Origin of the sequence: Methylomonas paludis, from assembly GCF_018734325.1 — a bacterium.
Classification (GTDB): Bacteria; Pseudomonadota; Gammaproteobacteria; order Methylococcales; family Methylomonadaceae; genus Methylomonas; species Methylomonas paludis.
On the sequence record NZ_CP073754.1, the window covers coordinates 1,147,502 to 1,157,806 of the forward strand.

Below are 10,305 nucleotides of genomic sequence, written 5' to 3' on the forward strand. Positions count from 1 at the left end.
TACTGTGCGCTAGCATACTTTAATCAAGCCCACCGGAAATTCCGCCAGCACTTGGGAAATGGGCAGTTGCCCACCTGAGGCCTGTTGATTTGGCGTCAACACTTTTCCGCTGAATACACAGTGGTATTGCTGATCGAGCCGGTAAAAAGGCAACTCCAATACGGTATTACCCCAGACCTGTGCTCCCAGCGGCAAAAGTGCGGTTTTTCCCAGCAATCCGGCGAAAAAGCGCGGTGCAACAGTAATAACAATGTGCTTACCGACCATACGGGCATAAGCGCAGACATGCGCGGCCTGTTGGCCTTTGACGATCAAAGGTAAATATTTGCCTTGCTGAAACACCTCCGGCCAAATTTTCCGTAAGGCCAAGGCCGAACTTACCACCAGCATTTTCGCCCGACCGTCCTCCAGCGTATCGCATAGGGCACTGATGCCGGCCAGGCGCTTTGCCGGGTCCTGCACGGCAAGTGCCTGTAATGCCGTCAGCATGTCGCGCCGCTGATCAAAATCGACCGCACGCCGGTTATCCGGGTCCACCAAGCTGAAATTCCAGAGTTCGCAGCCTTGATAAATATCCGGTACGCCCGGTGCAGTCAGTTTAATTAAAGTCTGCGACAAGCTGTTGAACAGCCCCAGCCAGGCAATCCGGCGCTGAAAGGGGCGAAAATCCGTCATAAAAGCACTTTCGCTCGGCGCATTGATCAGGGCCAGACTGAAATTGGTAACGGCCTCTTCATAAGCGATATTGGGGTTGATCCAACTGGTATGAACCTTGGCTTCGCGTAGCGCTTTGATCAGATATTCCTGAACTCTGGCGCTAAGCTCGGCCATTGCCTGGCTGTCCAACACATCCAGCGGCCATATACCCAATAAGGTCTGATAGATGAAATATTCATCGTTACGGGTGGGTACCAGCAAGCCATCCACATTTTGTTTAAGACTATCATTAGCGCGGTGCCAATGACGGAGCGCCAGACGCCAGGCGGCGGGAAGTTCCGATAATACATTGAGACGGGCGCGGACATCTTCGCTGCGTTTGCTGTCATGCGTAGAACTAGACAACATGGAATGCGGGCTAAGCGCTGCACGCAGCTGATTGGCGCGATGAAATGTGCGGCGGATCACGCCGAAGCGGCGCGGATCGCCACCCACTTCATTCAGAGACAGCAAGCGGTGGTAGATATAGGCGCTGGTGTCCTCCAGACCTTTCGCCATCACCGGACTGGTGAATTGTTGAAATTTCATGGCAAACATCTGCACCTGCGCAGCATAAGCGGGTGCTTGCTTATCTGCAGCAGCCAGCGTCAGCACCTCAGCCAGAAAATCGAAAATACTGGTATCCGCCGTGGTGCTGCGGCGTTTAGCCGCCGTCACCGCCTGTTTGATATTGCTGCGGTCTTCCGCAGCTATTTCGCGGCCACTAATGTAGCCGCGATAGACCGGAAAGCAGGCGACTATTTCCGCCAAGGCGGAGCGTAAGCCGTTAAGCGTGTAATCGCAGGTATTGCGGTCGGCTTCGGCGATTCTGGACAGCTGGTTTGCCAATACATTGAGTTCTGCCGACAGGGCGGTCTTCATGATCAGTTTCTTGGAACGGTAGAGCAGATCGTCAAAATCGATATGCTCACCGATAAAACTAAAATAAAGCCGCTGCATATGCTTGGCAGTGCTGGTATCCACAAACAGGCCATTGAGTAAATTAGTGAATTCGTAACCCGTGGTCCCCTGCACCGGCCAACTGCTGCGTAACTCTTCGTGTAAACCTAAGATTTTTTCGACCACCAGATAGGGTGTGCGTTCCACCAGCCGGCATTGTTCGACCAGCCGGCAAAAATACGCTTCCGGATCGTACAAACCATCCGGGTGATCCAGGCGCAGGCCATCCAGTTTGCCTTCTTTAACCAGTCGCAGCACTAACTGATGGGTGGCATCGAAAACGGCATCGTTCTCCATCCGCAGTCCAGCCAGATCGTTGATATCGAAAAACCGCCGGTAATTAATCTCATCCGAGGCAACCCGCCAGAACGCCAGCCGGTAGGCTTGAGTCTCAATTAAATGATGTAACTGATCAAAACTGGCCGATTTACCGACCTGTCCATTAAAGCCGGCCAGGTTCTGATTAATAAACCCGGCTATTTCGACAGAATTGGCGGCCAGACCGGCCAGATGCCGCTTGTGCACTTCCTTGTCGCGCCGCCGCTCCATCTGATGCTCAGGCGATACATCATCGCGGCACGGCAGATTTTGGAAGCCAGTCACCAGACTCTGATATTCCATCAATAAGGGATTGTCCTCACCCAGGCGCAAACCTAAGTCAGCCATGCGATCGCCCAAAATTTGCGGGTATTCACGCGGATCCACCGGGAAGTGGTGCTCATAATAATAGACGGCAAATTCTCCGCGCTCCGCATTAAAGCGCAATTGCAATTCGGCATTTTCCAGGACAGTCCCATAATGTTTAGCCAATACCGGTAACAACACCTTGCCAAACAATTTTGGCTTAATCGGTGCCCAATCGATATCGAAAAATTCCGCATGTACCGCGGTTTGACCATTTTCCAGCACATCCAGCCACCAGGCATTATCGCCGGCCTGTACCCCCATATGATTAGGCACTATATCCAGCACTTGGCCCATGCCGTGCTGGGTTAAAGTTTCGCACATCAACTCGAAATCCTGGTTTGTGCCGATCTCGGGATTCAAGGTATTGTGATCAATAATGTCATAGCCGTGCCGACTACCTGGCCGCGCCTTAAGATAAGGTGAAGCATACAAATGAGAAATGCCCAGAGCATTCAGGTAGGGCACAATTTCACGGGCCTGATTAAAAGTAAAATCGCTGTTGAATTGCAGACGATAAGTGCACAAAGGAATGTGTGGTTCAGCTATCTGCTTCATATTGGGGCCTCGTCAAGATACCAGGCCACACACCAAGCCGGCGCGTAACCGGCGGCAAACGCTTCCGGCAGATCCGCCTGGCTAATATAAAATGCACTGCCGGTCATCTGCAAATCGGCAGCGACCGGATCGTTCCCCAAATTTGCCAGCAAGCTCAGCCGGGAACCGCCGGTTAAGCGCCAGCACACCCGCATCCCGGTTGCTCCCAGTAATTCAAATTCGCCGCTCCCGCTTTGCCCCGGCAAGCGGGGCACAATAAAGGTGCGGCGTAACGCCAGCAAACGCCGGTAATAATCCAGACTATCCTGGTGCTGGGGCAATTCCAGGCAAGCCCAATGCAACTTGCTGCATAAAAAAGTAGCCGGATTATTGGGGTCGGGAATCCTGGCGCGCGCAACCGGGTCTGCAAAGGCCGTGAAACCGGCGAATTCGCGGCGTCGCCCTTGAGTGACGGCAGCGGCCAGCTCGCCTTGAAAATCACAAAAAAACTGGAAGGGCGTTACCGCGGCAAATTCCTCGCCCATAAACAGCATAGGCGGTGAAGGTGCTAACAGCAGCACCGCCAGTCCGGCCTGCAGCCGCTGTTGCGGTGCCAGCATACCGATGCGTTCACCGTAAGCCCGATTGCCTATCTGATCGTGGGTCTGGCAATAACTGATGAAAGCGCCCGAGCTTAGATTTCGGCTGGGTTGGCCGCGTGAGCGGCCATTGCGAAAGCCAGAGGCTTGGCCCTGATAAGCAAAGCCTTCGGCCAGACAACGCGCCAGGTGCAGAACTGGCTGATCGGCATAATCGGCATAATAGCCATCGGCTTCGCCGGTCAGCAGCAGATGCAAGGCATGGTGAAGATCGTCGTTCCACTGGGCGGTAAAACCGCCCGGCTGTAAATAATTGACCTGGTTGCCGTCGTTCTCCAGTATCAAATGTATGTGCCGGTTACGGCCCGGCCCGGCCTGTATCGTGGCCGCCAATTCTTCGAGAATATTTGGAAGACTATCGTCAATTATGGCGTGCACGGCATCGAAGCGCAGCCCATCGAAATGATATTCTTCCAGCCAATACAGGGCATTGTGTCGGTAAAAATCACGCACGCAACCATTGCCGTCGCCATCAAAGTTAATGGCCGCCCCCCACGGGGTATGATGATGCTCGTTAAAAAATTGCGGCGCATAGTGATGCAGATAATTGCCTTCCGGCCCGAAATGGTTGTACACCACATCCAACAGCACCATCAGGCCGCGCACATGTGCAGCCTGCACCAGCGTCTTCAGTTCATCCGGAGTACCGTAACTGTGATCCGGGGCAAACAGCAGTACGCCATCGTAGCCCCAGTTGCGGGTACCCGGAAAATCCGCTAATGGCATCAGTTCAATCGCCGTGACGCCTAAGTCGACCAGGTAATCGAGACGCTGTATAGCGGCTGTGCAACTACCCTCGGCAGTGAAGGTGCCCAAATGCAGCTCATAGATGACCGCTTCGCTCCAGGGGCGACCCAGCCAGTCGGCATCCAGCCAATTAAATGACGCGGGATCGATTACTTGACTGGGGCCTTGCACATCATCAGGGTTAGCCCGCGAGGCCGGATCGGGGACAAGTAAGCTTCGGTCTATGCAATAGCGATAAAGTGTGCCCGATGTTGCCTGAGCAGTTTCGAGCTGAAACCAGCCATCGCTAAGTCGATGCATCGGTAACAAAATGTCTGCTCCGGCCTGATTTTCCAGACAGAGTTCGACGCTAGTCGCCGCCGGCGCCCACAGCCGGAAACGTACCCTACCGTCAGGCAGTACGCAGGCGCCGAATGGCATGTCATATCCGCGTTTCATATCGGCTGTGTCTGTTTTAGCAGCACCAGACTCCGCCCGATCAGCGGATAAGTTTGCGCCGCCTGATAGCGTGGAATTTCCGGGGTGCCAATGGCATCTTTGGTGTCTAGCAGCACTTCCCAGGTATGATGTTTCTCGAATGACGGCAGCATAAAAGCGATATCCTCATAATGAGCGTTGAGCAGCAATAACAGATTATCATCCTTTAAGCGCTTGCCTCGTTCGTCGGTTTCGATCATTTTGCCGCCGGCAAAATAAACGCCCAGACAACGGGAAAACGGCTGATTCCAGACCTCATCGCTAATTTCAGCACCATCCGGATTAAGCCAAATAATATCTTTGACTAGGCCGCCGCGGATCGGACGTCCCTGAAAGAAATAATTGCGCCGGAACAATGGATGGGCTTTGCGCAAACTGATGATAAGCTCGGTAAACTCCAGCAACTCGCTATCCTGTTGGCGGAGTTCCCAATTCAGCCAGCTAGTGGCGTTGTCATGACAATAGGCGTTATTATTACCCTGCTGGCTACGCCCCATCTCATCCCCGGCCACCAGCATGGGCGCTCCCTGGGATAAAAGTAGGGTTGCCAGCAGATTACGTTTCTGACGGGCGCGCAAGGCGTTAATAGCAGCATCTTCGGTTTCGCCCTCGACGCCGCAATTCCAGGATAAATTATTATCGTTGCCGTCTCGGTTTTCTTCCTGATTAGCCTCATTATGCTTACCATCGTAAGTGACCAAATCATGCAGGGTAAAGCCATCGTGGGCGCAGATAAAATTAATGCTGGAATGCGGCTTACGCCCGGTGCGTTCATAGAGGTCGCTGGAACCCGTCAAACGTTGCGCCATTTCGCCGAGCAAGCAGCCATCACCCTTCCAATAGGCGCGGATACTATCGCGGTATTTATCATTCCATTCCGCCCAGCCTAGCGGGAAATTCCCTACTTGATAACCGCCTTCACCAAAATCCCAGGGTTCGGCAATCAGCTTGATAGCGCTCAACACCGGATCTTGATGAATGGTATCGAAAAACACACCCAGTTGATTGACTTCATGTAATTCGCGCGCCAGCGCCGAAGCCAGATCGAAACGGAAGCCGTCCACATGCATATCCAGCACCCAATAGCGTAGGCTGTCCATGATTAACTGCAAGACACAGGAATGTTGCATATCCAGGGTGTTGCCGCAGCCGGTGTAATCCTTGTAATATCGCTTATCCTCATCGGCCAATCGATAATAGGAGGCATTATCCAGGCCACGAAAGGACAAAGTTGGTCCCAGTTGATTGCCCTCGGCGGTGTGGTTGTAAACCACATCCAGAATTACCTCTATGCCCGCCTTATGCAGGGTTTTGACCATGGTTTTAAACTCGCTGATCTGGCCGCTGGCTGAATAACGGGAATCGGGTGCGAAAAAGCCTATCGAGTTATACCCCCAATAATTGCGCAAACCACGCTCCATCAAGTGACGATCATCAAGGAAAGCATGCACCGGCATCAGTTCAACTGTGGTTACGCCCAGCCGTTTGAGATGTTCGATGGCAGGATCCATCGCCAATCCGGCGTAGGTACCGCGAAATTGTGGGGTTATTTCCGGATGTTGCATGGTAAAGCCTTTAACATGCATCTCATAGATCACCATATCTTGCCAGTGAATATCGGGCGAACGATCATTTTCCCAATTAAAGGTCTGATCGATAACCCGGCACTTCGGCATGTCGGCGGCATTATCGCGCCGACTAAAGGACAGATCGGCATTCTTGCTGCCTATGCTATATCCGAAATGGGCATCGCTCCAGCGCGGCGTGCCCACAATATCCTTTGCATAAGGCTCTATTAGCAATTTATGCGGATTGAAACGATGTCCATCCTGGGGACGATAGGGGCCGTGTACTCTAAGACCATAAAGCAGGTCGGGACGAGCCTCGGGCAAATAACAGTGCCAGACCAGATTGGTACGTTCTTTCAATTCGATACGCTGAATTTCGTTACGCCCCTTGGCATCGAATAGGCACAATTCAACTTTCTCGGCATATTCGGAAAAAACAGCGAAATTTACCCCTTCACCATCCCAGTAGGCGCCGCGTGGATAGGGTCGCCCAGGCCATACCGCCGTAATTGTCGTCGCCATATTGCATCCCCCGTCTGAATGATAGTCAGTTTTTAGGCCTTATCGAAAACCGTAAGCGCCATTTACCGCTAATTGGTTTGCTGAGCCGCAGGTATTTCCGTGATTAATTTATGCATTATTTCCAAAATACCCCGCAGCGGAATGACTACCCATGCGGGGCGATTATCAAGTTCATAACGCACTTCATAGAGTAATTTTTCCAGCAGAAACAGGTCCAGTAAGCCGCGTAGCGGCATCGGTGCGGCAATTAATCCTGAATCCGGCACGGTTTCAGCGTAGGCGGCCAGGAAAACCCGTCCCACCTCAGCTTCCCAATTGCGCAGCATGGGTTCTAACTTCGGCACATCTTCTGGACGTTCCTCAAGCTGTTTAGCGATCGCCGTGTAGGCGGCATAGTTAAATGACAGCAGCATGCCGGCTACATCCCGCAATACCGAGTGTTTACGGCGACGTTCGGCCAGAGGCCGGGTCGGCTCACCTTCAAAATCGATAATCACAAAGTCATTGCGGGTGAGTAATACCTGCCCAAGATGGTAATCGCCGTGGTAGCGAGTCTTGACGGCGTTGACCGGCCCGGTAACACAGTGCTGAAGCTGATCGGCAAGCGCGCCGCGTTGGCTGAGCAGGTTTTGCGCTAGCGCCCGATCTGTTGTGTTGAGTCCAGCCAACCTATGTTCAAGCTGATCCAAGGTAGTAACGGCCTCGGCCTGCACATGTGCCACCCAGGCGGAAAGATCGGCATCGGTGATCGGCTCAGGCGCGAAGGCGGCATCGCTGCTGGCTGCGCTCAGGGCATTGTGTAATTCACCAGTACGTTGCCCCAGGGTCTTTATCAACAATAGATAAACCTCATGAGCCGGTGCCGGGGTTACTGACGGCAGCACAGTTATCCGGCTTTCTTCCAGGAAACGTTTCAGGTAATCCAAGGTGTAACGCCAGAAATCACCCTGGTTTTCCACCTGAGCTTGCAATAAGGCCAAGGTCATACAGCCGCCATCGGCGGCTTGATACTCGATAGAGCCGGCCACCAGTGCCAGATGCGGAAATTTGCCGCCTTCGGTTAGAAAACGTCCGATCTCAAACTCCGGGTTTATCCCACTTTGCAGATGCCGATAGCCTTTCAGAAATAGCCGTTCACCCAGCAAAATCGCGGTGTTGCTACCCTGTATGGCGACTGGGTGAACCGGCAGATCGGCAACCGCCGCGCCTGCCAGCGCTTGGTAAGCACTGGTAGGCGTGAAACGGATCACACCTTGTTGACTGGCGAATGTTTCGCTCGCGCCTATCGACATCACCAGCGCCCGGCAAAACGCCGCGTCGGCAAAGGCGTCAGCCAGAATGCCGATATGCGCCTGTTGCCGTACTCTAGCCACGCAGCTTGGCAGCATGGTGTGCAGGCGCTCCGCATCGCTGGTCTCCCATGCCAATCCCAGCGGCATAAAATAGCTGAGCGGTTCCGCCTGATCTGTTTGAATACTGACCAGAGCCATCAGCCATTTATACGACTGGTTCCCCCACTCGGCGTAATCGCTAATCACAACTCGCCGCACCGGCCGGCCCTTGGCGCCATACCAGCGCTGCGCCGAGACAAAACGCGGCAATGCCTCGGATTCGAGTTGACTACGCACCAGATCCGCCATAGCGCTACGCCAAGGCTCAACTTTTTCCTTAAACAAACTGCGCCAACCGTCGAACAGTACCAGAATCGGCAATTCTTCCGCCGCTAACTGTTCCTGGTGCCAGTCTGGCACCTCATTGCCGCTGGACAAACGAAACCAATAGAAGTTATGACCGGGCAAGGTCAGTAAATAAGACAATTCGCCTATGCGCGGGAAAGCCGAGTTGCCCATCAACTCCACGGGGACATAGCCCTTATAAGCCGAAAGATCGAGCTCGACTGCCTGTGCGGCACGCGACAAATTGCTCACGCACAGAATGATGTCTTGTTGGTAAATTCTGAAATAGGCGAGTATCTTGCGATTACCCGGATGCAAAAAAACCGTTTTTCCGCGTCCGAAGGCCTGATGTTTTTTACGCACTGCCAACACATTTTGCATCCAGTTCAACAGCGAAGCATGTTCGCGTTGCTGAGCCTCCACATTCACCGCGCCGTAACCGTAGACGGCATCCATGACCGGCGGGAGATACAAATTTTGCGGATCGGCGCGCGAGAAGCCGGCATTACGGTCCGGGCTCCACTGCATAGGGGTACGCACCCCGTTGCGGTCGCCCAGAAATAAATTATCGCCCATGCCGATTTCATCGCCGTAATAGATAATCGGCGAACCGGGTAAGGACAGCAATAAGCTGTTCATCAGCCGGATTTTATTGCTTTCATTGTCCATCAGCGGCGCCAGTCGCCGGCAAATGCCGAAGTTCAGCCGCGCCCGCTTATCGCCGGCATAGGTCTGATACATATAATCACGTTCTTTATCAGTGACCATCTCCAAGGTAAGCTCATCGTGATTACGCAGAAAAATCGCCCATTGACAGGATTCAGGGATATCCGGCGTCTGACGGATGATGTCGATTATGGGATGGCGGTCTTCCTGAGCAATCGCCATATACATCCGCGGCATCAGCGGAAAGTTGTAAGCCATGTGACATTCATCACCCGAGCTGAAATAGTCGCGCACATCCTCCGGCCATTGATTGACTTCGGCGAGAAACACCCGATTTTGGTAATACTTATCCAGTACCGCACGCATTTGCTTGATGACGGCATGAGTTTCCGGCAAGTTTTCGTTTTTGGTGCCTTCGCGTACGCACAGATAGGGAATCGCGTCCAAACGTACGCCGTCAACGCCATGATCAAACCAGAAGCGCATGATTCTGATTACTGCCTTCACGACTTGCGGATGGTTGAAATTGAGGTCCGGTTGATGGCTGAAGAAGCGATGCCAATAATAGGCTTTGGCTACTTCGTCCCAGGTCCAGTTCGATTTTTCGGTATCGTTGAAGATAATCCGGGTTTCGGGAAACTTATGGTCATTATCGCTCCAAACATAATAATTACGTTTGCTGGAGCCGGGCGGCGCCCGCCGCGCCGCCTGAAACCAGGGGTGCTGGTCGGAGGTGTGATTGATCACCAGTTCACTGATAACCTTGAGATTGCGACGGTGGGCTTCTTTTACGAATAGCCGGAAATCAGCCATATCGCCGTATTCGGGATAAATCTTCCGGTAATCGGAGATATCATAACCATCGTCACGCATCGGCGAAGGGTAAAAAGGTAACAGCCAGAGTGTGTTCACGCCTAAATCATGCAGATAATCCAGCTTCTGCATCAAGCCGGAAAAATCGCCGACGCCGTTATTATCGCTGTCGAAAAAAGCCTTGACGTGTACTTCGTAAATAACCGCATCTTTATACCAAAGTGGATCTTTCATCCATTCGGCACGATCCGCCGGCGCGGTTTTTATAGCCTGGGCGTTAGTTATTGTCATCGTTCCTTC

4 protein-coding genes are annotated in these 10,305 nt (G+C 52.9%); all 4 read right to left on the minus strand.

Annotated elements, in window-relative coordinates; genetic code table 11:
- Positions 1 to 9: 9 nt before the first annotated feature.
- A complete protein-coding gene (gene treY, locus KEF85_RS05285; protein WP_215583651.1) occupies positions 10 to 2,898 on the minus strand; it encodes a malto-oligosyltrehalose synthase in 2,889 nt (962 codons plus the stop codon).
- Entirely contained in the window at positions 2,895 to 4,721 is a 1,827-nt protein-coding gene (gene treZ, locus KEF85_RS05290; protein ID WP_246535047.1) for a malto-oligosyltrehalose trehalohydrolase, read from the minus strand. Before treZ ends, treY begins: the two co-directional genes overlap by 4 nt.
- The gene (gene glgX, locus KEF85_RS05295) at positions 4,718 to 6,850 is read right to left on the minus strand and encodes a glycogen debranching protein GlgX (protein WP_215583652.1); all 2,133 of its coding nucleotides are present in this window, start codon (positions 6,848 to 6,850) and stop codon (positions 4,718 to 4,720) included. Before glgX ends, treZ begins: the two co-directional genes overlap by 4 nt.
- Positions 6,851 to 6,918: 68 nt before the next feature.
- Positions 6,919 to 10,296, minus strand: coding sequence for a maltose alpha-D-glucosyltransferase (gene treS / locus KEF85_RS05300; RefSeq protein ID WP_215583653.1), 3,378 nt, complete (start codon positions 10,294 to 10,296; stop codon positions 6,919 to 6,921).
- Positions 10,297 to 10,305 lie beyond the last annotated feature (9 nt).